This is a genomic window from Deinococcus betulae, from assembly GCF_020166395.1.
Classification (GTDB): Bacteria; Deinococcota; Deinococci; order Deinococcales; family Deinococcaceae; genus Deinococcus; species Deinococcus betulae.
Window position 1 is genome coordinate 354,309 of sequence record NZ_JAIQXU010000001.1, and the last position, 21,724, is coordinate 376,032.

A 21,724-nucleotide genomic window follows, 5' to 3' on the forward strand; every position below is an offset into this window, starting at 1 on the left:
TAGCTGCTCTGGAGCGAATGCAGTGAGGAGCCGTAAGAGGCAGCTGCAGAAGCAGAAATGGAATTGAGGGGTGCTGTTGACGCCTGAATGAAACTACCCGCCGCCCTGACAGCGGTTGTCCATTCCGCCGACAGAAGCACAGCCTCCGATCAACTTCACCTCAAACCTCTGCCCCCGACAGATTCTCGCTCTGTTCGGGCAGGACACCCTCAAGCCTCCTGAGCAACAGCCACACAACGCAGAGCGCGGGAAAAGACATAACCGTCTTTTCCACGCCCTGCGCTCAGTGTCACCACGCCTCTTGGGGGCTCTATTTCAGCTGGCAGGGGGGAAAGCCAGGGACGCCGCACTGAGCGGGGCCACGCGGAGGAAAGGGGTACACAGAAGCGCTCACGGTGCTGCCCAGAATCAGGGCTGCCACAGCGGTCATCACGGCTTTCTTGAACATAGAAACCTCCCAGAAGGGGCACGCAGGGCGCCGCTTCAGCCTCGGTTGGATGTGGGGGGCGAGGTAAGCCAGACTCTAGGCGGCCAGCCGTGCAGAAACCCGCCTTGCTTTTGATGACCGGGTGTGTTTAAGACCGGCCCACCCAGAGTCTGGTTCGGCGCGTACAGCCCCAGGCACTAGCCTTCCAGGCCTACGTTCAGCGCCAGCGCCGCTTTCAACTGGGCGCGGTAGACCGGCCCAGTCACCTCCCGCACGCCCAGCGTGGCCAGGTGCGGATTCTGAATCTGGGCGTCCAGCAGCGCAAAACCGCGCGCGTGCAAATGCCCCGCCAAGCCAATCAGAGCCGCCTTGCTCCCGTTGGTGACACGGTGAAACTTGCTTTCGGCAAAAAAGACGCCACCCAGCGCCAGCCCCAGCACTCCGCCGGCCAGCTCAGGGCCGCGCCACGCCTCAAAGGAGTGGGCCAGCCCTGTGTCGCGCAGTTGCAGATAGATGGCCGCCAGATCGTCACTGATCCACTGGCCGTCACGCGGTGGGCTGCCCGGCAATTCGCCCCGGCAGCCGGCCAGCACCTCGGGAAAGGCCGTATTCAGCCGCAGCTCAAAGTGTTTCAGGTCGCGGCGCAGGCGGCGGGGAACGTGCAGGCCCTCCGCTTCGGTCAGCGGCACCAGGGCGCGCTCCGGCACGGTGTAAAACTGAAGGCCGTCGCCGTTGTCCATCAGAAAAGCGCCGCCTGCATAGGCGCGCGCCACCTCGCGGGTCAGGGGGTCGGGATGACGCAGGAAAAAGGAGGCGGCAAGCACAACCTAGCGCGGGTACAGCACAGCCTGGGTGCAGCGGAACAGCGCCATCAGCTTGCCGCCTGAGCCGGTCACTTCGGCGTCCCAGACCTGGGTGGTGCGCCCGGTGTGAACGGAGCGGGCCTCGCAGGTCACCAGGCCCTCGCGGGCGGTGCCCAGGTGGTTACTCTTCAGTTCAATGGTAGTAAAACCGTTGGCGCCTTCGGGCAGCAGCAACCGGGTGCCGTAGCCGCAGGTGGTATCGGCCAGCGCGACCACGGTGGCCGCGTGCAAAAAGCCGTTGGGCGCCAGCAGGTTGGGGCGCACGGTCAGTTCGCTGCGCAGCAGTCCACGCTCGACATGGGTAAAGCGAATGCCCATCAGGCCTGGCAGGAAATCGGCCCCCAGAGCGTTCAGCATTTCTGGGCTGGGCAGCAGCGTCAGGTCGGACATGCCGCCCAGCGTACCCCGAGATGAGACGCGGTCATGAGGAGGCTGCTTGAAGGACACCGGCCAAGCTCCTGCGCTCTGCACTGGTCAATCCTCCAAATCATGGTCATCAGACTGTTCAAATTCGACTCGGGCTGGGCCAAGATCACGCTGGGCGCGGGGCCAGTTCTCAGCGCCGAAGCCACCATGAAGGCCCGCCTCTCCCCCGCGCTAGGCCAGCGCCTGAAAGACCAGATTCTGGCGGGCGAGATGGAATTGTAGAACCCTACTCGCCCTAGACTGGCCCGCTGGTCTCCATGAAAACCAGTAATGACCTGACCAGCCTGATTCTGAACAAAGCCAAGTAAGGGCACTTGCCTTACGCGAGCGGCCTGTCAATGAAGGTGACAGGCCGCTCGCCTCCCCAGGCACAGCCACCTCTCTTCACCAATGGCAGCGGGGCCGCTGTGGCTTTGCCGGACGCGCCTAGAATGGGAGGGTGCGTCTGGACTCGCTCTCCACCCTGAATTACCGGAACCTCGCCCCCTGTACGCTGCGCTTTCCAGCCGGCGTGACGGGCGTGTTCGGAGAGAACGGCGCCGGCAAGACCAATCTGCTGGAAGCGGCCTTTCTGGCCCTGACCGGGCAGACGGACGTGACGCGCCTGGAACAGTTGGTCCAGAGCGGCGAAACCGAGGCCTACGTGCGCGCCGACCTGGAATCTGGCGGCAGCCTGAGCGTGCAGGAGGTGGGCCTGGGGCGCGGGCGGCGCCAGCTGAAACAGGACGGGGTCAGGGTCCGCACCGGCGACCTGCCGCGCGGCAGCGCCGTGTGGATTCGCCCGGAGGACAGCGAACTGGTGTTCGGGCCGCCGGCCGGCCGCCGAGGCTACTTAGATTCCCTGCTGTCACGCCTCAGCGCCCGCTATGCCGAGCATCTGGCGCGCTACGACCGCACCGTGTCGCAGCGCAACGCGGCCCTGCGGGGCGGCGAAGAATGGGCCATGCACGTCTGGGACGACGCCCTGGTGCGCCTGGGCACCGAGATCATGACCGTGCGCCGCCGCGCCCTGGTGCGCCTGAATGAGCTGGCCGCCGAGGCCAATACGGCGCTGGGCAGCCACAAACCCCTGACCCTGGCCCTGCAGGAATCCACGACCCCCGAGACCTACGCCGCCGACCTGGCCGCGCGCCGGGGAGAAGAATTGAGCCGAGGCTCCACGGTCACTGGCCCCCACCGCGACGACCTCGCGCTGACCCTGGGCGGGCTGGCGGCGGGCGAATACGCCAGCCGGGGCGAAGGCCGCACGGTGGCCCTGGCCCTGCGGCGCGCCGAACTGGAACTGCTCGCCGAGCGCTACGGCGAGCGGCCAGTCCTGCTGATTGACGACTTCTCCGCCGAACTGGACCCTGGGCGCCGGGCCTTTTTGCTGGACCTGGCCGCCAGCGTGCCCCAGGCCATCGTGACGGGCACCGAGCGGGCCCCAGGCGCGGCGCTGACCATGCGGGCCCACGCGGGGCGCTTTACCCCGGAACAGGCCACCCCCGAACACACCCCTGTCCCCGAGCGGGCCGAGGTGACCCGGTGACGCGCGGGCGGCGCCTGAGCGGCCCACGGCGCCTAGGGGACCTGATGGGCGCCACACTGGGCACAGCGCGGCTGGCACGCGGGATTCAGCGGGCGCAGGCCATCTTGCTGTGGCCGCAGGCCGTGGGTCCAGACATCGCGCGCCTGACCCGGCCGCGCACCCAGCAGGGCAGCGTGCTGTTTATCGAGGTGCGCGACAGCGCCACGGCCCACCACCTCAGCATGCAGCGCCACCACTTTCTCAGGGCCCTGAATCCCCTGCTGGACACCCCGCTGACCGACCTGCGCTTCAGCGTGGGCACGGTGCGCGAGCCACCGGCCCCCATCACGCCGCCGCCCCTGCCCGCCCCGGACCGGGCGCGGGCGCGGCAACTGGTGCAGGGGGTGGGCGATGACCTGAAACCGGCGGCGCTGCGGGCCGCCGAAGCCATTACCCGCGCCCGGAAATGGCGCGAGGAACAGGGCTGGCGCCCCTGCCCAGTGTGCGGCGAGGCCAGCCGCGAGCAGCCCTGCCGCGCCTGCGACCTGACCCTGGCCGACCCCAACGTGCGCCGCGCCGCGCGTGCCCTGCTGCGCGCCCCCGAACGGCTGGACGCCCTGCGCGACACCATCGGCAACAGTGGCGTCAGCGCCGCGCGCCACCTGGCCCTAGAACAGCTGCGCGGACAGCTGAGCCTGCTGGCCCTGGAATGCGTGCGCAGCCCGGCACCCGCTGAACAAGAAGACGGCTACCGCGCCTTTCTGGAGCAGCAGGCGCTCGTATACCTGGCGCTCACGCTGGGCCGGCCCCGCACGGCGCTGCGCCGCTCAGACCGCGCGGCGCTGCCCGAGGCAGTGCGCCATGTCCTGAACGCCGGGCCAGGGCCAGCCGGACGGGAAGAAGGGCGGGCGTGAACGCTGGCAGGGGCGGTCTATGCTGGTGGGCATGACCCAGCCTCGCGGCCCGCAGCAGCCCACCTCTTCCGCGCCCGAGAGCGGCGCACAGTCCCACCGCGCCCGCGCGCCGCGCACGGTGCGGGCCGCCGTGCTGACCGTCAGCGACACCCGCACCCCCGAGACCGACGACAGTGGCGCCTACCTGCGCGCTCAGCTGGAGGCCGGCGGGCATGAAGTGGTGAATTACCGGGTGGTCCGGGATGACGCCGTGGACATCCGCTCAGCGCTGGTGGCCTTTTCGCGTGAGGCGGCGGTGGTGCTGTGTTCAGGCGGCACCGGGATTACAGGGCGCGACGTGACAGTGCCGGTGGTCGAGAGCATCATCACCAAACCCATTCCCGGCTTTGGCGAGCTGTTCCGCATGCTCAGCTACCAGCAGGTGGGCGGCGCCGCCATGCTGTCGCGGGCGGTGGCTGGCCTGGTGCGCGGCGCGGTCGTGTTCGCCATGCCCGGCAGCCTCAACGCCGTGCAGACCGCCTGGGACGGCATTCTGAAAGACGAAATTGGGCATCTGGTGTACGAACTGGAGCGCCAGGGCCAGCCCGGCGTGTTGACCGCCCCTGGACTGGCAACCTCTGGCGCCGCCAGCCCTAGCTTCTCTGGCCTGTCAGCCCCGGGAGTAGTGCCGATGCCCGGCACCGGGGGCGGCGCCGCCGCTGGCCTGGGCCGGCACCGCAAGAGCGACCGCGATGACTGAGCCGGTTTCAGGACCGGTGCAGCAGCTGGCCGCTTTACTGGCCCCAGGCGAGCTGACCACACCGCTGCTGCTCGTTACGGCCCTGATTGCGGGGTACTGGCTGCTGCGGATTGGGCAGGCGGCGCGCCGCAGTCTGATTCCGCGCGCAGCCCTATGGGCGGTTCCTGGCCTGGCCCTGCTGCTGCTCGCCCCGGTACTGGATGTACCCGCCCTGTTCGGGCTGGGGGCGGCCCTGCTGCTGCTGGCCGAATACTGGCCCGCGGCCTTTGTGCCCGCGACGCGCCGCCTGGATACGGGCTGGCCGCTGGTGGGGCTGCTGGTAGGAGGCGGGGCCACCGTCAGCGCGTGGCGCGGCGGCGACGCCGTGCTGCTGGCCGTGGTGGGCACGGTGCTGCTGCTGAGTGTAGGGGGCCTGCTGAGCGCAGCGCTGTTCCGCGCGCCGGCCAGCCGCGCGCCGCTGGGGTTTGGATCGCGCTGGAAGACGCCGGTCACGCCCCCCTGGCCCGAACTGAGCGTGACCTTGTCCGAGCGGGGCGCGCACCTGCGCAACGTGTCTGGCGGCCGCCTGCGCGTGGCCGGCTGGTCACCCGCCGGGGTGAATGCCTGGTACCGCGTGCGCACCGAGACCGGCGAAGCACTGGCCGAACTAGCGGCCGGCCAGGAGGCGGTGCTGCCTGTCAGCGTCTACGATTCAGGGGTGCGCGTGTGGTACGCCCCAGCCCGCACCCAGGCCACCCACCTGTTCCGGGCCGACTGGACCCCCCCGGCCTACGCGGAGCACCGTGTCCTGAATTGAATATGTAAGCCAACTGTGCGCCTGAACGAGACGGCCGCAGAACTACCAATACGCCTGTGGGTGCTCTCCTCTTCTTCGTCTGGAGACCAGGCCACTCTTCTCCAACGGATTCTGTCCGTAACGCCAACAAATCGGGAAGACCCGCTGTGCAGACTCTACGCCCGGAACCCGCTTGTTCTCCCCCTCACTTCGTTCGAATTTCATCGTTTATACAAACGGTTCAATCCGAGTCCGTAGAACAGCCACCCCTGCTCTCCCTCCACATGAGGGACGTCTCACGCCACTCTTCATGAAGCGGGCTATGGTGGACCTATCGTGAGTCTGGTGTTCGAGTGGTCGGCGCTACGCGCCCTGACAGAAGAAAAGGGCACGGGCGGTCTGCTGCGCCAGTCACCGGACGACTTCCGGGTCGAGGAGCTGCCGGCCTATCCCCTATTGGGCGAGGGCGACTTTCTGTATGTGCAGCTGGAAAAAACCGGGCACACCACCGCCCATGTGCTGCGCGAATTGAGCCTGCAACTGGGGGTCAAAGACCGTGATATCGGCGTGGCGGGTCTCAAAGATCGCCACGCGGTCACAACCCAGTGGCTCAGTCTGCCGGCCAAAGCTGAAGGCCGCCTGGAGCAGTTTGCTCTGGACGGCGTGCGGATTCTAAACCTGACACGCCACACGAACAAGCTGGGCCTGGGGCACCTGCGGGCCAACCGCTTCACCGTGCGGGTGCGCGGGGCGGCGGGTCAGGCCGAGGCGGCGGCGGCCCTCCTGGCCACGCTGGAGCAGCGCGGCGTGCCCAATTACTTTGGGCCGCAGCGCTTTGGGCTGGGTGGCCTGAACGCCGAAGAGGGCCTGCGGGTGGTGCGCGGCGAGTCGCGGGTCCGTGACCCACGGGTGCGCCGGTTTCTGACCACCGCCCTGCAAAGCGTGGTGTTTAACGCCTTTGTCAATCTGCGCCTGGAGGCCGGCGTCTTTGACGCCCTGCTCGCGGGCGATATGGCCAAGAAACACGACACCGGGGGCGTCTTTCTGGTGGAGGACGCCGCCCTGGAAACCCCACGCGCCGCACGTGGCGAGGTGAGCGCCACCGGCACGCTCTTTGGCAAGAAGGTGCGGCCCCTGACGGCCGAGGCCGGACAACTGGAACAGGCCGCGCTGGGCGCCCTGGGCCTGACCCCTGAGATGTTTCTGTCCCGCAAGGGCGACCGCCGCCTGACGCGCGTGTTTTTGCAGGAGGCGACCACGCACCCCGAACCCGACGGCTTTACCGTGGCCTTTACCCTGCCGCGCGGCAGCTTTGCCACCAGCGTGCTGCGCGAGATCATGAAGACCGACGTGGACGCACCCGGCGCTCACCCAGACACGCCAGAGGATGACGCCCTGCTGGACGACGCTGGTGCAGAGGTGGTGGCGTGAGGCGCGCCGCCCTCCTCCGAACGGCGCTGGCCGTGCTGACTGGCGTGGCCACCCTGCGGCCCGCGCAGGCCGCTGCCCCCACCCTGATCCTGAAACTGACCCACGGCGGCGCCCTGCTGACCGGCGCCCTAAGCGTGACCCGCGCTGACGAACTGACTGGCGTCTGGAGCAGCGTGGGGCGCGCCCGAATGCTGCGCTGCGCCCCCCGCTGCGAGGTGGTCAGCGGCCTGCCCGTGCAGGGCGTGCTGACGCTGGGCGAGTCCAGCGGCTACCGCGTGGTGCTGGGCGGCAACTTCAAGGTGGGCCAGAAGGTCAGCCTGGTGCTGCGCTACCGCAACGCGCAAATTACCAACGTTATGGCCACGGTCGCCCGCTGAGAGGGGCACCCAGAGCCCTCCTGAGTTTCTCGGCTTGAAGACGAATAATCCGGGTTTAACGGCATTTGCCTACCTTCGGGCAAGACCACTGTGAGGCCTGACGCCCAGCAGCGCCGGGCCTTTCTGGCCGCCGCATATGGCCCACTGGGTCAGCGCGTCTCTCTGGACGGAGAGTCAGCCGGGGTCTGGCCGACCTGGGCCACGCCGGGCACCCGCTGGGCCATCGTGACCGCCTGGAATCCGGCGGGAAGGCGGCAGAGCAACCGGGCCAATGAGACGGCGCAAGCGGCCTTGCGGCGGCAGGTCGCGCGGTGGGCGCCGCTGCCAGGGGTAAACGGCGAGGGTCCGTGGCGTGAACCCAGTGTGGTGCTGCGCGGGCTTTCTGTGCGCGAGGCCGCCGCCCTGGGCCGCGCTGCCAGGCAACTGGCTGTGGTCTACGGCGTGGGCCGACGCGCCGCGCTGGTATGGCTGGACGGAGATCAGGTCCGGGTTGAGCGGGCCTGGACCCAGCTGGAAGCCACAGGGGCCTGAAGGCCCAGCACCACTCTGTACCGGTCCTGCGAAGCCCCCGCAGCGCATCCCCACACCCTAATGGGTCTGGTTGACTGCCGTGGGCCAGCGCAGACCGGGGTACGGCCTCTTCCATCCACACATCAAAGGAGAACTGATTGGTTAACGCTGCGCTGGGACGCCCGTTGTCTTCTCTTCGCTCTGCTGCGCCGCTCGCCCATTCCGGTCGTTTCGGCCAATGCTGAGGTCGGAGCCTGTGCTGTACGGCCCCATCTGATTTCAGTTCAGATCGGATATCCATAGATCTGGAGCCCGTCTTCATCTCTCCACGAGACTACGCAACCCTCGTCTTTTATTGACCTAGAAAGCCTCTCCAAACAAGCGGGTTATCCAGCCACCCCTTCTGCTTCTGGCACCTTCTTGTGCCCCAGCGGTATACTGCCCGCTTGTGACGCTGGACGCGACCGACGCCATCTCGCCGCTGGGGGTGCTGCCCGTGGCGGGGCCGACGTGCATCCATCTGCCCCTCAATATCTCCCCGCAGGAGCTGGCCCGCTACGCCGTGGGGCTGGCCAACGCACGCGGCGGCACCGTGCTGGTGGGCACAGATGTCCTGAATGCTGGCACCCCTGAGCGCGACGCCAGCGAACTGCATCCCCTGATGGTCACCCACGCCATCTTTGAGTTGTCGGGAGGCCGCCTGACTGTCAACGTGCAGCACCACCGTCTGCCCGGCGGCCTGAAGGTGCTGATGGTTTTCGTGCCGCACGCGCCGTATGTGCTGGCGGCGCCCGACGGCTCGGTCATCGCCTGGGACGGCGCGCATCTGGTGCCGGTCACGCCCTCGGCCGCCGAGCCGGTGGCAGACCAGGACTACACGGCGGTCGTGCCGCCCGACGCCTCGCTGGCCGACCTGGACCCCGCCGAGGTGGCGCGGCTGCGCGCGCTAGGGCGGCGGGCCAGTGCGTCCAACCTCCCTGACCTGGACTTTCTGCGCGAACTAGGTCTGCTGGTGCCCAGCGGCGGCGCGCTGCGGCCCACGCTGGCGGCCATTTTGCTGGCCGGCACCCCGGCGGCGCTGCGGGCGCATGTCCCCCAGGCCGAGGTCTGCTTTTACCATCACGCGACCTCCGACCCCGAATTTCAGTTCCGGGAGGACCTGCTGCGGCCCATTCCGGCGCTGCTGACACGCCTGGCCGAACTGATTCAGGCCAGAAACCGCTTCACGCCAGTGCAGGTGGGCCTCTTCCGCATTGAGGTCTGGGAACAGGACGAGGTCGTGTACCGCGAGGCGCTGCTCAATGCCCTGACCCACCGTGACTACACGCTGCGCGACGCCGTGCATGTCCACTATTTTCCCGACCACCTGGACATCATGAATCCAGGCGGGCTGCCGGGCGGGATCACACCGGGCAACATCCTGCGTCACCAGCCCAAGCGGCGTAATCCGCTGCTGGCCGAGGTGCTGTCGCGCCTGGGACTGGTAGAGCGTGCGGGTGTGGGCGTGGACAAGATGTACTCGCTGATGCTGCGGCACGGCAAAGAGCCGCCCGAGTTCACCACCTATCCCGACGCCGTGACCCTGTCGCTGCACTCGCCGGGCTTTGACGCCGAGTTCGTGCGTTTTGTGGCCCGTAAGCAGGAAGACATGCAGACCCTGTCGCTGGACATGCTGATCGTGCTGTCGGTGCTGGCCCGCGAGGGCGAGGCCACGCGCGCCTGGCTGGCCCGCGCCCTGCAACTGCCCGAAGACCGCACCCCACGGCTGCTGCGCGGCATGGAAGACCACGGCCTGATTGAGAAAGCCGGGGTCGGGCGCGGCATCGCCTACGTCCTGAGCGGCGAGGTTCAGGCGGCGCTGGGACGTGCGGCGCGGCCTTCAGCTGCGGCAGACCGCCGCATGGACCATGAGCCGCCGGCACCGCCACCTGTTGCGCCTGTAACAACAGCCCCCCCTGTGGAGCCCCGGCTCCCCGTGCGCCTGACGCGCGAAACCAGTGGCCCCACGGGCGCCGAAGTGCGTGCCGTGGCCCTGGCCCTGGCCCGCGAGCAGGGCCGAGTCAGGAATGTCGATGTGCGCGAGGCCTGCGGTCTGAACACCCAGCAGGCCTGGCGCGCCCTGCGGCATCTGGTGCAGGGCGGCCTGCTGCGCAAATTAGGTACCGGCACCCGCGACGCCGCCTATGAATTGGTGGACGCCCCCCGACCAGCCACTTCGTGAACAGAAAAGCTGGGCAAAGCCAGCGGGCAAAAGCCTTCTAACCACAGGGTCTCTCGGCTGAGCTGACCGCCCTGGGCCAGATCCTTGCACGACGCACAGGCCCATCCTCACCCTCTTGAGTCAGGATGGAACTGTTTCCATTGACAGGCTAGAACCGGGCGTGTACGCTGAGCCTCACCAGAATTGAAAGATGTGGAACCGCTTCACAGAAGAGGCGGGCCGGGCCTGACCGGCACCCACCAAGGGGGATGCATGAAGAAAGCTATTGCGTTCATCAGCCTGACGGCGGCCATCGTGGCCAGTTCTCAGGCCAGCGCCGTTACCATCACCCTGGCCTGCGGGGCCGTGGGCCAGGAGCTGCAGCTGTGCCGCGAGGGCGCTGCGCGCTGGGCCAAGAAGACGGGCAACACCGTCAAAATTTTCGAGAGCCCCAACCTCACCAACGACCGCCTGGGCCTGTATCAGCAGCAGCTCGCCGCCAAGAGCAGCGACATTGACGTCTACCAGCTGGACGTGGTCTGGCCGGGCCTGCTGTCGCAGCACTTTGTGGACCTGAAGGGCAAGGTGCCCACCAACGAAATCAACGCCCACTTCAAGGGCATCATTGACGCCAACACCGTCAACGGCAAACTGGTGGCTCTCCCCTGGTTTACCGACGCGGGCCTGCTGTACTACCGCACCGACCTGCTGAAGAAGTACGGCTTCAGCGCCGCGCCCAAAACCTGGACCGAGATGGCCCTGATGGCCAAGAAGATTCAAGACGGCGAGCAGAAGACCAACAAGGCCTTTGCCGGCTACGTGTGGCAGGGCAAGAACTACGAGGGCCTGACCTGCGACGCCATGGAGTGGCTGGTCTCCTTTGGCGGCGGCACGATTGTGGACGCCAAGGGCAACATCACGATTAACAACGCCCAGGCGGCCAAGGCGCTGGACACCGCTGCCAGCTGGGTCAAGAGCATCAGCCCCGCCGGCGTGACCACCTACGACGAGGAAGCCGCGCGCGGCATCTTCCAGGCGGGCAACGCCGCCTTCATGCGCAACTGGCCCTACGCCTGGGCACTGGGTCAGGGCGCCGACAGCAAGGTCAAGGGCAAGATCGGCGTGGCGCCGCTGCCCAGTGGCGGCAGCCGCAACGCCGCGACCCTGGGCGGCTGGCAGCTGGGCGTCAGCAGCTACTCCAAGAACCAGGCGGCCGCCATTGACCTCGTGCGCTACCTGGCCGGCCCCGCCGAGCAGAAGATCCGCGCCATTGAAGGGGCTTACAACCCCACCCTCCAGAGCCTGTACAAAGACAAGGACGTGCTGGCCAAGAACCCCTTCTTCGGCAGCCTGTACAACGTCTTCACCAGCGCTGTGGCCCGGCCTTCCGGTCCCACCAAGAGCAAGTACAACCAGGTGTCGCAGGCCTTCTCCTCTGCCGTCAGCGATGTCCTGAGTGGCAAGAGCAAGGGTCAGGCTGCTGTGACCAAGCTGGCGACCGACATCGCCCGCATCAAGGGCCGGGGCTGGTAAGCCTCTGCGGTGGGGCTGCCTGGCCCCACCACTGCGGGGACGCCCAGCTACCGGGTGTCCCCTTTTCCATTCCAGTCACTGGACTGACCCTGTCCAGCTGCCCAGGCCGCCGGTGGGGTTCGCCCGGCCGCCCCGTTGTTCACCAGGAGGTTTTCCCGAACATGACTGTTCAAACCACTGCCCCGGCCCGGCCGACCCGCACGCGCGGCATTGAAGCTGCCCGCGCGCGCCAGGCCATCTGGCTGCTGCTGCCCACCCTGATTGCCATTGCGCTGGTGGCGGGCTATCCGCTGTACCGCACCTTCTATTTCTCGCTGTTCGAGGCCAACCTGACCAGCCCCGAGCAGCGCACCTTCCTGGGGCTGGGCAACTTCTGGTTTACCACCGAAGACGGCATTGCGCTGGGCTTTCTACAAGACCCCAAGTGGTGGGGCGCCGTCAAAAATACCCTGCTGTTTACGGTGGTGTCGGTCTTTTTAGAAACCGTGTTCGGGATGATTATCGCGCTGGTGGTCAACAGCGCCTTCAAGGGGCGCGCCCTGCTGCGCACCGCCATGCTGGTGCCCTGGGCCATTCCCACGGTCGTCTCGGCGCAGATGTGGGCCTATCTCTACAACGACTCCTTTGGCCTGATTGGGCGCGGCATTCTAGGGGGCCAGGCGGTGCTGGCCAATACGGACACCGCCATCTGGGCGCTGGTCGCCGTGGATGTCTGGAAAACCACCTCGTTTATGGCGCTGCTGATTCTGGCTGGGCTGCAAAGCCTGCCGGGCGACATGTACGAGGCCGCTGACATGGACGGCGCCAGCAAGTGGACCCAGTTCTGGAAGTTGACGCTGCCACTGCTGCGCCCGGCCTTGCTGGTGGCGCTGGTGTTCCGTAGCCTCGACGCCCTGCGCGTGTTTGACGTGATGTCGGTGATGCTGGGCAACGTGAACGCCGCCGCCACGTCTATGACCGGCTACGCCCGCCAGGCCCTGATTGACAACCAGTTGCTGGGCCTGGGCAGCGCCGTCAGCGTGGCGGTGTTTCTCATCATCATGGTGATTGTGGTGATGTACGTCACCGCCTTCCGCGTGAAGTTCGACTGAGGGGCCAGGGAGACACCCATGAACCTGAAAACGACCAACCCGGCCCTGTATTACCTGCAACGCCTGGCCTTTTATCTGCTGGTGCTGGTGATTGCGCTGTACCTGCTGGCCCCTTTTTTCTGGGCTGTGCTGACCAGTCTGCGCTCGGCGGGCGACCTGTTCCTGACCCCAGCCGAGTTCATCGCGGCGCCCACGACTTTTAACAACTACGTGCAGGTTTTTGGCAATCCCAACTTTCAGCGCGGGCTGCTGTACAGCCTGATCGTGGCGGTGGGGTCGGTGTTGGTCAGCCTGCTGCTCGGCTCGTTTGCGGCCTACGCGCTGGGCCGCTTCCGCTTTAAGGGCAAAGCCATCGTGCTGTACGTGATTCTGGCGGTCAGTGTCTTTCCGCAGATTGCCGTGCTGGGCGGGCTATACACCCTGATTGGCAACCTGGGCCTATACAACAACCCCCTGGGGCTCATCCTGTCGTACCTGATTTTTACTATTCCATTTACGGTGTGGGTGCTGACCAGCTTTGTGCGCGACATTCCCGCCGAATTAGAAGAGGCCGCGTTGGTGGACGGCGCGTCTCCTTTGCAAACGCTCTTTCTGGTGCTGTTTCCGGTCATGATGCCGGCATTGGTGACCACTGGCCTCCTGGCCTTTATCAATGCCTGGAACGAATACCTGTTTGCCCTGACCTTTACCAGCACCAACCGCACGACACCCGTGGTGATTGCCAACTATTCCGGCGCCACCCAGTTTGACCAGCCGTGGGGGCCGATTATGGCCGCCAGCATCGTGGTCACGGTGCCGCTGATTATTCTGGTGCTGGTGTTCCAGCGCAATATCGTCTCGGGCTTGACTGCCGGTGCTGTGAAAGGCTGAAGACAAACCAGCAATCAGCCATCAGAAAGCGCCGCCCAAGGTAATGGGACGGCGCTTTCCTTCAGTTCAAGTGGCTTTCAGTCACCAGCGCGGCGCCGTAAGCCACCCCCACGTCGCGCAGCAGTTGCCGCGCCAGGGTCAGAAGGGCGTCCTCGCTGGTGTCTTCCAGACGAAAAACCCCCTCTGACCCGTATTCACCCTGAAAGGCGCCGTTCAAACGGCGCACCCGCACCAACACCTCACACAGCCCCAGCCGCAGCCAGGCCGCATGAAAACTGCCGTTGGGCGGGGGCCGGAGGCGCACCGTAGGGTCCAGAGTGAAGTCGAGGGTGACGTTGTTGAGCGGCAGCCCTGGCCCACTGGCCGTTCGCAGGGCGTGGTAGAGGGCATTGAGGAAGGCCTCGCACGCCCGCTGCTCGGCCTGACGCGCGGCGGCGTGGCGGCGAATGACCGCCTGCAGCTCGTCAAATTCGCTCATGGGCGCCGGGCCCGCAGGCGCGGTTTAGCTGTTCTGGCTGTCACTGTCGCCCATGTTGGTGCTGGGCGGGTCGCTGGCGTCCATACTCTGGGTCATGGCGATGTCCTGCTTGTCCAGCCCCTCCCGGCGGTATTCGGCTGGGGACTTGTTCTCGGCGTCTACGGCGGCGTCAATCTGGGCTTCAGGGTTCTGACGCCCCATGAACTGCAGGTCCACGTTGCTGATTTCGGTCTCGCTCTTGGTGTGGTCCGTGTGGCCTGTCTGGTCGTCAGCCGTGGGGGCCGTGCGGTCGTCGTGGTTGGTCATGGCGTTACGCTACCGCGCCTGCGCTGGGCGGCAGCTGAACGCCTTCTTCATGCAGCTTTAGACGCATGGTCCAACCGGCAAAAGCTGACGGCCTGGGAGACTTCGCCCAGACGCCTTCCATCTGCCGTGTCTACAGATCGGGCAAGCACCCATAGGCTGTCGAGGCGCGCAGCCCTTCAACGCCAAAGCTGACAGTGGCAGCCAGTTTTACTCAAGGGATCAAAGCTTCCCACTGCATTCCACTGCTGCTGTCTGTTGAGGTCGCGTTCGCCTCAGAGCGATTCAATGTAGCTGCTCTAGGTCCCGCTGTGGGCGCCCCTTCTGCCCCGGAGCTGGTAGCACTTCACAGTTTTAACCTTGAGATAGAGCGGCGTCTCCCCTCTCTTTCAGCTGCTTCTGCCTACGCGCCCAGCTTGAGTACACTCTGGTTACCGCGCAGCACATACACCAGCACGCCCAGGCCCGCCAGCACGGCGGCGCGGCGTTCGAGGTCGCGCACATCGTCTGGCGGGGCGCTCCACTGGCGCCGGGGCTGCTCGCCGGGTTCCAGATAAAACCCCTCGGGCAGAGCCACCAGACTGACGCGGCTGGCTGTGGCCCGCGCCCGCAGCGCCTGCTCGACCAGCGCCAGGGCCGGGTTGGCACTCAGAATCACCAGATTGCCCCCAGCCCGGATGGGCGGCAGCTGCGGGGGGCCCTGGGTGGGGGCCAGGCGGGCCAGGGTTCCCAGAGCCGCGCGGAGCGACTGAGGGTCGCGGCCGGTCGGCACCGGGGCCGCGCCTGTCGTCACCGCCACCGGCAGATTCAGGGCCAGGGCCTCCTGCACCAGACTGGCGCCCAGGCGCGCGGCGCTGTCGGCGTAAACCTCGCCGCCCCCACTGGTGTCCACAAACACCGTGACGCTGCTGGCGGCCGTGCGGTCCAGTTCGCGCACAGTCAGGGTACCGCTGCGGGCCGACAGGCGCCAGTGAACGCGGGCCGGCGGGTCTCCAGGCACATACTCGCGCGCGCCCCGCAGGCTGATGGGGTCGTCCAGCCCCAGAGTGCGGCTCAGGCCCCCCTCGCTGAGCAGGGGCCGCAGCAGATCGGGCAGCCGCAGGCCGTGAGTACCCGGAAACACGTCCAGGGTCGTGGCGGGCGCCTTCAGGGGCGCGCTGTGCCAGAACAGCCCCAGCGGGTCTGACCAGGCCAGGGTGGCGCCCGGCCAGACAAACGTGCCGCGCCGGTTGAAGCGCACCGTGGTGTGCAGCTCGCGCTCGGTGTGGCCCAGGTGCAGGGCGCCCAGCTGCACCTCCTGGCCTGGCACGACGGCGCGCGGCGCAGGGTCATGGACCACCACCCGCAGGGGGCGGCGACTACGGACTGTGACGCGCACAGTCAGCGGCCGGCTCTGGCCTTCAAAAGCCGTGGCGACCACCTCACGGGCTAGTGAGACCTGGGGCGGCCGGCGCGACCCCCACCACAGCGCCAGCACCCCAACTCCCACCAGCGCCAGATACAGCAGGGCGGCCAGCAGCAGGCTCATGCGGGCACAGGCTCGCTGGGCGCCCCTCCGGTGGGGGCAGGCTCGGCGGGCACTGGCTCCTGACGCAGCACTTCCTGCACAATCGCCTCTGCGGGCTGGCCCTGGAGGCGCGCTTCAATGTTCAGGCTCAGGCGGTGGGACAGCACAGCCACCGCCACGCGCTGCACATCGTCAGGCGTGACGAACGCACGGCCCGACAGCCAAGCGAGCGCCTGCGCTGACCCCTGAAGGCCCAGGCTGGCCCGTGGCCCGCCGCCCAGAGCGACACTGGCGTGTGCGCGGGTGGCCCGGCTCAGGCGCGCGATATAGTCCTGCACCGCCCCCGAGACAAACACACTGCGCACGGCGCTCTGAGCCGCCAGCAGGTCGGCGGGTGTCACCACTGCCCGCAGCGAGGTGATGGGATGTTCCCCCTGAAGGCGGGCGAGCATCTGCACTTCCTCCTCCACCGAGGGATACCCCACCGACAGGCGCAGCAGAAACCGGTCCAGCTGCGCTTCGGGCAGACGGTAGGTCCCCTCGTGTTCCACTGGATTTTGCGTGGCGATCACCACGAATGGCCGGGGAAGAAGGTGGGTCACGCCAGATTCGGTGACCTGACCCTCACCCATCGCCTCCAGCAGCGCGGCCTGGGTCTTGGGCGTGGCGCGGTTAATTTCATCGGCCAGCAGCACCCCCGTAAAGATGGGGCCGGGGACGAATTCAAATTCACCTGTGGCGGGCCGGAACACGCTGACTCCGGTCACGTCGCTGGGCAGCAGGTCCGGGGTGAACTGCACGCGCCGAAAGCCCAGCCCCAGCGACACGGCCAGGGCGCGCGCCAGCATGGTCTTGCCGGTGCCAGGCGCGTCTTCAAGCAGCACATGCCCGCCAGCCAGAATGCCGGCCAGCGCCAGGTGGGTCACGTCTTCCTTGCCCACCAGCACCTGGGCAACGCTGCGGAGCACCGCGCGGGCAAATTCGGGGGTGGAAGGCAGAGGGGCAGTCTGGGTCATGGGGTGGCCTCGGGTGGGGTCAAGGTAGGGGCGATAGTCTGGATGGTGTGGGCGGCGGCCTCGGCGGCTTCAGCGGTCTGGTCGGTCAGCTGGCCGCCGTAGCGCACCGGTTCGTACGCGGCAGTCAGGGTGTGCAGGGACGCGGCCAGGCTGGGGTGCCCGCCGGTCAGGCGCGCCGCATACAGGGCTGGGGTTTCGTGGGGGGCGCGGCCCAGGCCGGCGTCGGCCAGGGCGCCCAGGGCCGCGCGGTAGGCCTGCCGGACGCGGTGAAGGGGCTGAGCTTCGGCCGGGTCAGCGGGCGTGGCCGCTTCCTCAGTAACGTCGCCGGATAGAGAATCAGGCCGCAGCTTCAGCCGCAGCAGCCAGACGCCCATAGCCAGAAACACGATGGCCGTGAGCCACGGCAGCAGCTGAAGCAGTGGCAGTAGCGAGAATCTGGCGGCTGTCAGCTGCCCTTCTGGCCCACTGCTCCGCCCACCTTGGATTATGGTCGCTGCTGGGGGAATTGCCCCGCCACCAGCCCCGCCGCGCCAGAGCAGCACACCTGTGACCAGCCAGGCTATTCCCAGGACCAGTAACCCCACGATCATCAGGATCTCGGCTGGGTGGGGAGGGCTCTGGCGCCGTCCCCGCCCCTGAAACAACCGGGCAGCCCCCACAAGGCACAGCAGCCCCGCCAGAAGCGTCAATTCTGCCGGGAAGCCCAATTGCCCCAGGTCCATCACTGGGGAGGGCTGAGCCATGACCTGCCCACCTGTTCCTCCCCTCTCTGCGCGGCCCACTGGACCAGATTGCGGCCGAGTGTCTGTGCGCGGCGGCGGCTCGGAGGTGACGGTGTCGAGCTGAACAGCTGACCACACAGGCGGCGCTGGAGGAAGCAACGCGGCCAACAGGACTAGACCGAGTAACCCGGCCCCCAGCAGACTCCACCAGCCAGGGGGGGCCGAAGAGGTCAGGTCTGCCGCTTTCTGGTCTTGCCGCGCCAGGGCGCCGCCAAAAAGAGCCACCAGCACGAGGGGCTGAGGAAACAGCGCCCCTATGAGCAGAGGGGCCAGCAAGCCGCGCCGCTGGCCTTCTTCCAGCGTATTGATGCCCCAAGTCAGGACGAAACCCAGGACACTCAGCAGCAAGTACTGTGCGCCCAGCGTCAGCAGGTCACTTGGCTGACCTTGGCTTAAGGCGCTGGGCAGCGCGGTCAGGAGGTTCAGACCCAGAATGAGCTGGGTAATCAGCACCCGGCCCTGCGCCCACACCGGCCAGCGCACGCCAGCCGCCAGCAGCGCACACAGCGCCGCAGTGGTCCACAGCGGCAGCGCGCCGGCCAGGCACAGGGGCAGCAGGGCCACGCCGTACCGCAGCCACCGCCCAGCCATAGGCCGCGTAGGCGCGGCGGTCACCACAGGCGTCCAGAGTCAGCACCAATCATGTCTGACGGAGGATACGCGCTCGGCGGCGCCTTGGTTTCCACACTTGCCGCCCAAAAGCGCCGCCCCGACACCAGTGCAGGTGCGGGGCGGCAGAGGAGCTGAGGCTTAATCGAGGAAGTCGCGCAGCTTGCGGGTGCGGCTCTCGTGGTACTTGAGCTTGCGCAGCGCCTTGTTTTCAATCTGGCGAATGCGCTCGCGGGTCACGCTGAAGCGCTGTCCCACTTCTTCCAGCGTGTGCTCTCGGCCGTCTACGAGCCCCTTGCGAAACTTCAGGACCATCGCCTCGCGCTCGGTGAGCTTGGAGAGGGCCTTTTCCAGTTCCTCGGACAGCAGCGTCTTGGCGGCGTTCTCGACAGGGCTGTCGAGGTTCTCGTCGGGAATGAAGTCGCCGTAGAAGGAATCCTTCTCGTCCCCGATGGGGGTTTCGAGCGACACCGGCTCCTGGCTGACTTTCTGCACTTCCTCGACCTTGGCGGCGTCCCAGCCGGGGCCCATCGCCTCGGCAATCTCCTCGTAAGTCGCCTCGCGGGAGAGTTCCTGCTGCAACTGGCGCGCGGTACGGGTCAGCTTGTTGATCGTTTCGACCATGTGCACCGGAATGCGGATGGTGCGGGCCTGGTCAGCAATGGCGCGGTTGATCGCCTGACGAATCCACCAGGTCGCGTAGGTGGAGAACTTGTAGCGGCGGCGGTACTCGAACTTCTCCACCGCGCGAATCAGACCCTGGTTGCCTTCCTGAATCAGGTCCAGAAAGCCCAGGCCGCGCCCGGTGTATTTCTTGGCAATCGAGACCACCAGGCGGAGGTTGGCTTCAATCAGGCCCTGGCGGGCCGCGGCGCCGTCTTCCATCTGACGCATCAGGCGGCGGCGGCCCCGGTCATCCAGGTCAAGGTCCTCGTCCAGCACCTTGCGGGCTTCCTCGCCTTCTTCAATGCGGCGGGCCAGCGCAATTTCTTCTTCCAGCGTCAGCAGCGGCACCCGGCCAATCTCGTGCAGGTACTGGCGCACCGGGTCGTTGGACACCGCGCGCGGCATGTCGTCGAAGTATTTCTCCTCGTCGTCATCCTGCGCGGCGGCCGCTGTGGTGCCCTCCTCGCCTTCCTCGCTCTCGGCGTCTTCCTCGTCATCGTCGAGGTCCTGCACCTCGATACTCTGACCGGCCAGGAACAACTGCATGTCCTCGAAGGCGTCAGGGCTTTCGGGGTCCAGCCCCGCCGCTTCCAGGGCGGCGGCCAGGGCTGTGGCGATGTCCTCGCTGGACAGCACGCCCGCTGCGCGGCCCGCTTTCAGCAGTTCCTGAATGCTAGGGTGCGCGTAGTAGGGCTTCTCGGCGGGACCACCCTTGACGGGCGCGGCCGGTTTGGCACTCTTGGCCGGTTTGGCAGCCTTAGCACTGGCTTTGGTCGCTGGGGCGGCCTCCACAGGCGCCGCAGGGCCCTCAGCAGGCAGGTCAGCGCTGGCCTCTGCGGCAGCCGCCGCCTTGGGCTTGGCCTCTGCTTTCTTCGTGGGTTTGGGGGCCGCCTTGGCGGTGGCCTTGGGGGCCGGCTTTTTGACAGGCGCCTCAGGTTTTTCGGTCACAGCGGGCTTGGCAGCCTGTGGGGCAGCTTTGGCCGGAACAGGGGCGCTATCGGAAGCAGGCTTAGGTGCACCTACACGGGCGCGGGTACGGACAGCGGCGGCTTTGGGCGCGGCGCCGTCAGGCTCGGGCGCGTCAACTTTCTTGCGGGTGCGAACGGGAGAATCTGCCATGCGGCCTCCTGTGGGGGTGCGTCTTGGGGCGAGGACATGCGGGCGGCGCGTGGGCAGGCACCCGGCGTCAGAACGGGTCAGTCTAGCAAACAGCGGCGCAGAGCGGGGGCAGCGAAGAAGCGGCGCGGAGCACAGTCACCGGGAGGCCAGGCCAGTCAGGGTGGTCATCAGGTCTCCTCTAGCAGAGACGAGCCGCACGCGGCGCAGCTGGTGCGGCCCGAACAACCTGGAACGCCCTGGGCAAGATGTCAGGCTAGGCGGCAACATTCGGAGCAGAGACAAGAGAGGCGGCGCAACACCAGAGCCGGGGCCAACAGGAAGATTACGAGGGAACCGGTCTACAGGTTCCCACACTCAGGCCGGGCGTGTGACGCTCAGAATCTTAAAGCCGCCTTCACGCCGCCGCTCACTGACTGCGCCGATAGCCGCCAGGTCGCGCTCGTAGGGCAGCGGCTCGTTGGCCACCAGATACAGGGTGCCGCCGGGGCGCAGGCGGCGGGCGGCGGCGGCCATGAATTCCCGCGCCACATCCAGCACTACGCCGCGCCCCACGTGAAAGGGCGGGTTGGTCAGGATGAGGTCGAAGGTGCGCTCTCCCAGGTCGGCGTCCACATCCGAATGAATGACCTCGCCGCTTAGGCCACTGGCATGCAGGGTGGCCTGGGCGCTGCGCACGCTGGCCAGGTCACCGTCCACCAGCACGGCCCGCGCGCTGCGCCGGGCGGCCCAGGCGCCGATCAGGCCGGTGCCGCAGCCCAGGTCCAGCAGGTCGCGGCCCTCCACTTCCAAGTCAGCCAGGGTGTCCAGCAGCAGGGCGGTGGCCTTGTCGGGCCGGGCGGCACTGAAGACGCCGGGGCCGCCCACCACCGTGACGCCGTAGGCCTCGTAGCCCTCGGGGGCGGGCAGTGGGGGCGTAGGGCCGGGGCGGCGCACCAGCCTCGCCACCCGCATCCCGCCGTCGCGGGCCACGGTCTCGCCGGCCCCGAAGGCCGCGCCGGCCTGACGGACGTAACGGTCAAAGCCCTTGTCACGGTCGCCGGCCAGGTACAGGGTGCCGCCGGGCGGCGTGCAGGCGTGCGCCCAGGCCACCTGCGCGGCGGCGTAGGCGTTGCCCCGGTCCCCGGCCAGCACCAGAGCCACTGTGCGGGCACGTTCGGGCCAGCGCCCGGTGAGGGGGTCGCCGGGCACGGCGGGTTCCGGGTCCAGGCCAGCGGCCCGCAGCGCGCGCAGGGCGGCGGCGCTGCCCTCCACGGCGCGCAGGGTCACGCCGGGCAAGCTGGCCAGCAGCCCGCTCATGGCACTCAGGTCGAGCACCTCGCCGCTCACGCGGTCTTTTTTCATGGTCTGGGCCAGCAGCGCCTGGGCGTCATCAATGCCGGGAAAGCCGCGCACGCCGCTTTTGGTCAGGGGCGCGGCCAAACCCTCCAGGCGGGGCGGCAGGAGGGCGGGCCGCACCTCGGCGTAGGGATGGTCGGAGGACACCGGGCGGGCGGAGGGCCGGCCAGGAGCGTCGGGTTTCTGAAAGCGAATTTTCTGCCGGGGCCTGCGAGTCACGGGTACAGAGTGGCACATGCGGGCAGA

21 protein-coding genes are annotated in these 21,724 nt (G+C 67.5%); 12 read left to right on the forward strand and 9 right to left on the reverse strand.

Annotated elements, in window-relative coordinates:
* Nucleotides 1–624: 624 nt before the first annotated feature.
* Complete coding sequence (gene aat / locus K7W42_RS01645) at nt 625–1,251, reverse strand: leucyl/phenylalanyl-tRNA--protein transferase (protein WP_224571651.1); 627 nt, start codon at nt 1,249–1,251, stop codon at nt 625–627.
* Between the two features lie 3 nt (nt 1,252–1,254).
* On the reverse strand, nt 1,255–1,680 hold the full coding sequence (locus tag K7W42_RS01650) for a PaaI family thioesterase (protein ID WP_224571653.1): 426 nt from the start codon (nt 1,678–1,680) through the stop codon (nt 1,255–1,257).
* A gap of 99 nt (nt 1,681–1,779) precedes the next feature.
* On the opposite strand from K7W42_RS01650, the gene K7W42_RS01655 reads away from it, so the two are divergent.
* The 12 genes from K7W42_RS01655 to K7W42_RS01710 all read left to right on the forward strand — a co-directional run bounded on the left by K7W42_RS01655 (nt 1,780) and on the right by K7W42_RS01710 (nt 13,663).
* A complete protein-coding gene (locus tag K7W42_RS01655; protein WP_224571655.1) occupies nt 1,780–1,938 on the forward strand; it encodes a hypothetical protein in 159 nt (52 codons plus the stop codon).
* 217 nt (nt 1,939–2,155) lie between these two features.
* Complete coding sequence (gene recF / locus K7W42_RS01660) at nt 2,156–3,244, forward strand: DNA replication/repair protein RecF (RefSeq protein WP_224571657.1); 1,089 nt, start codon at nt 2,156–2,158, stop codon at nt 3,242–3,244.
* Nucleotides 3,241–4,137 (forward strand): DciA family protein, encoded by an 897-nt coding sequence (locus tag K7W42_RS01665; RefSeq protein ID WP_224571659.1) that lies wholly within the window; start codon nt 3,241–3,243, stop codon nt 4,135–4,137. The genes recF and K7W42_RS01665 overlap by 4 nt, the downstream gene beginning before the upstream one ends.
* A gap of 31 nt (nt 4,138–4,168) precedes the next feature.
* Nucleotides 4,169–4,876, forward strand: coding sequence for a MogA/MoaB family molybdenum cofactor biosynthesis protein (locus tag K7W42_RS01670; protein ID WP_224571661.1), 708 nt, complete (start codon nt 4,169–4,171; stop codon nt 4,874–4,876).
* Complete coding sequence (locus tag K7W42_RS01675) at nt 4,869–5,672, forward strand: hypothetical protein (protein WP_224571663.1); 804 nt, start codon at nt 4,869–4,871, stop codon at nt 5,670–5,672. Before K7W42_RS01670 ends, K7W42_RS01675 begins: the two co-directional genes overlap by 8 nt.
* A 315-nt stretch (nt 5,673–5,987) precedes the next feature.
* Entirely contained in the window at nt 5,988–7,082 is a 1,095-nt protein-coding gene (gene truD / locus K7W42_RS01680) for a tRNA pseudouridine(13) synthase TruD (RefSeq protein WP_224571665.1), read from the forward strand.
* Entirely contained in the window at nt 7,079–7,459 is a 381-nt protein-coding gene (locus K7W42_RS01685; protein WP_224571667.1) for a hypothetical protein, read from the forward strand. The genes truD and K7W42_RS01685 overlap by 4 nt, the downstream gene beginning before the upstream one ends.
* Nucleotides 7,460–7,549: 90 nt before the next feature.
* Nucleotides 7,550–7,990 carry a DUF3293 domain-containing protein gene (locus tag K7W42_RS01690; RefSeq protein ID WP_224571669.1) on the forward strand — a complete coding sequence of 147 codons (441 nt, stop codon included), beginning with the start codon at nt 7,550–7,552 and terminating at the stop codon, nt 7,988–7,990.
* A 427-nt stretch (nt 7,991–8,417) separates the two neighbouring features.
* Entirely contained in the window at nt 8,418–10,190 is a 1,773-nt protein-coding gene (locus tag K7W42_RS01695) for an ATP-binding protein (protein WP_224571671.1), read from the forward strand.
* 252 nt (nt 10,191–10,442) lie between these two features.
* Entirely contained in the window at nt 10,443–11,702 is a 1,260-nt protein-coding gene (locus K7W42_RS01700; RefSeq protein WP_224571672.1) for an ABC transporter substrate-binding protein, read from the forward strand.
* Between the two features lie 161 nt (nt 11,703–11,863).
* Complete coding sequence (locus K7W42_RS01705) at nt 11,864–12,793, forward strand: carbohydrate ABC transporter permease (RefSeq protein ID WP_224571673.1); 930 nt, start codon at nt 11,864–11,866, stop codon at nt 12,791–12,793.
* 18 nt (nt 12,794–12,811) lie between these two features.
* The gene (locus K7W42_RS01710; RefSeq protein ID WP_157458107.1) at nt 12,812–13,663 is read left to right on the forward strand and encodes a carbohydrate ABC transporter permease; all 852 of its coding nucleotides are present in this window, start codon (nt 12,812–12,814) and stop codon (nt 13,661–13,663) included.
* A gap of 61 nt (nt 13,664–13,724) precedes the next feature.
* Here the strand turns inward: K7W42_RS01710 and K7W42_RS01715 are convergent, their stop codons facing one another.
* From K7W42_RS01715 to K7W42_RS01745, 7 genes are all read right to left on the reverse strand, one after another.
* The gene (locus K7W42_RS01715; RefSeq protein WP_224571674.1) at nt 13,725–14,141 is read right to left on the reverse strand and encodes a hypothetical protein; all 417 of its coding nucleotides are present in this window, start codon (nt 14,139–14,141) and stop codon (nt 13,725–13,727) included.
* A 24-nt stretch (nt 14,142–14,165) separates the two neighbouring features.
* Nucleotides 14,166–14,447 carry an M-like protein gene (locus K7W42_RS01720; RefSeq protein ID WP_224571675.1) on the reverse strand — a complete coding sequence of 94 codons (282 nt, stop codon included), beginning with the start codon at nt 14,445–14,447 and terminating at the stop codon, nt 14,166–14,168.
* 400 nt (nt 14,448–14,847) lie between these two features.
* On the reverse strand, nt 14,848–15,972 hold the full coding sequence (locus tag K7W42_RS01725; protein WP_224571676.1) for a DUF58 domain-containing protein: 1,125 nt from the start codon (nt 15,970–15,972) through the stop codon (nt 14,848–14,850).
* Nucleotides 15,969–16,967 carry an AAA family ATPase gene (locus K7W42_RS01730; RefSeq protein WP_224571677.1) on the reverse strand — a complete coding sequence of 333 codons (999 nt, stop codon included), beginning with the start codon at nt 16,965–16,967 and terminating at the stop codon, nt 15,969–15,971. Before K7W42_RS01730 ends, K7W42_RS01725 begins: the two co-directional genes overlap by 4 nt.
* A complete protein-coding gene (locus K7W42_RS23150; protein ID WP_224571678.1) occupies nt 16,964–18,364 on the reverse strand; it encodes a DUF4129 domain-containing protein in 1,401 nt (466 codons plus the stop codon). The genes K7W42_RS01730 and K7W42_RS23150 overlap by 4 nt, the downstream gene beginning before the upstream one ends.
* Before the next feature lie 135 nt (nt 18,365–18,499).
* Complete coding sequence (rpoD, locus tag K7W42_RS01740; RefSeq protein ID WP_224571679.1) at nt 18,500–20,143, reverse strand: RNA polymerase sigma factor RpoD; 1,644 nt, start codon at nt 20,141–20,143, stop codon at nt 18,500–18,502.
* A 354-nt stretch (nt 20,144–20,497) separates the two neighbouring features.
* A complete protein-coding gene (locus K7W42_RS01745; protein WP_369411304.1) occupies nt 20,498–21,697 on the reverse strand; it encodes a class I SAM-dependent methyltransferase in 1,200 nt (399 codons plus the stop codon).
* Between the last annotated feature and the right edge of the window lie 27 nt (nt 21,698–21,724).

Coding starts and splice junctions, on each gene's coding strand:
- rpoD (WP_224571679.1), bottom strand. CDS start 20,143: ATGGCAGATTCTCCCGTTCGCACCCGCAAGAAAGTTGACGCGCCCGAG.
- K7W42_RS01700 (WP_224571672.1), top strand. CDS start 10,443: ATGAAGAAAGCTATTGCGTTCATCAGCCTGACGGCGGCCATCGTGGCC.
- K7W42_RS01675 (WP_224571663.1), top strand. CDS start 4,869: ATGACTGAGCCGGTTTCAGGACCGGTGCAGCAGCTGGCCGCTTTACTG.
- K7W42_RS01720 (WP_224571675.1), bottom strand. CDS start 14,447: ATGACCAACCACGACGACCGCACGGCCCCCACGGCTGACGACCAGACA.
- K7W42_RS01715 (WP_224571674.1), bottom strand. CDS start 14,141: ATGAGCGAATTTGACGAGCTGCAGGCGGTCATTCGCCGCCACGCCGCC.
- K7W42_RS01730 (WP_224571677.1), bottom strand. CDS start 16,967: ATGACCCAGACTGCCCCTCTGCCTTCCACCCCCGAATTTGCCCGCGCG.
- K7W42_RS01655 (WP_224571655.1), top strand. CDS start 1,780: ATGGTCATCAGACTGTTCAAATTCGACTCGGGCTGGGCCAAGATCACG.
- K7W42_RS01710 (WP_157458107.1), top strand. CDS start 12,812: ATGAACCTGAAAACGACCAACCCGGCCCTGTATTACCTGCAACGCCTG.
- K7W42_RS01670 (WP_224571661.1), top strand. CDS start 4,169: ATGACCCAGCCTCGCGGCCCGCAGCAGCCCACCTCTTCCGCGCCCGAG.
- K7W42_RS01650 (WP_224571653.1), bottom strand. CDS start 1,680: ATGTCCGACCTGACGCTGCTGCCCAGCCCAGAAATGCTGAACGCTCTG.
- K7W42_RS01705 (WP_224571673.1), top strand. CDS start 11,864: ATGACTGTTCAAACCACTGCCCCGGCCCGGCCGACCCGCACGCGCGGC.
- K7W42_RS01725 (WP_224571676.1), bottom strand. CDS start 15,972: ATGAGCCTGCTGCTGGCCGCCCTGCTGTATCTGGCGCTGGTGGGAGTT.